Below are 323 nucleotides of genomic sequence, written 5' to 3'. Positions count from 1 at the left end.
TTAAAAATATTGGTGAAGATTTCTAGAATATTAGCCGCAATGCTTTGACCTAGTCCGTTATCGTTCCATGCATCTCTGAAAGCTACTGCGATCTCATGTAATAATTCTAAGATGGCGTTGAACATATCAAAAATACTTTGAATTAAAGCTGTACCACGTCCGTCTTGTTCCCACGCACGTTTAAAAGCCCCAGCGATATCGCCAATGATGTTTAACACATCCGCTAATAAAATAAGAAGATTTTCAACAAACCGTTGTCCTGTTCCGTTGGTCCATACTTCTAAAAAAGAACGACCGATTGCTTGTATTAACCCAATGATTTC

The 323-nt window shown here is 38.1% G+C and carries 1 protein-coding gene; it reads right to left on the bottom strand.

Annotated elements, in window-relative coordinates; translation table 11 throughout:
• Window positions 1-323 (bottom strand): hypothetical protein (locus tag C240_RS13070; protein WP_271496519.1); only part of this gene is annotated, 323 nt, incomplete at both ends.

Source organism: Enterococcus sp. 5H (assembly GCF_028128615.1).
Classification (GTDB): Bacteria; Bacillota; Bacilli; order Lactobacillales; family Enterococcaceae; genus Enterococcus_L.
Note: the sequence above shows the minus strand (reverse complement) of the source record. Positions and strands in the feature narration are given on the sequence as shown.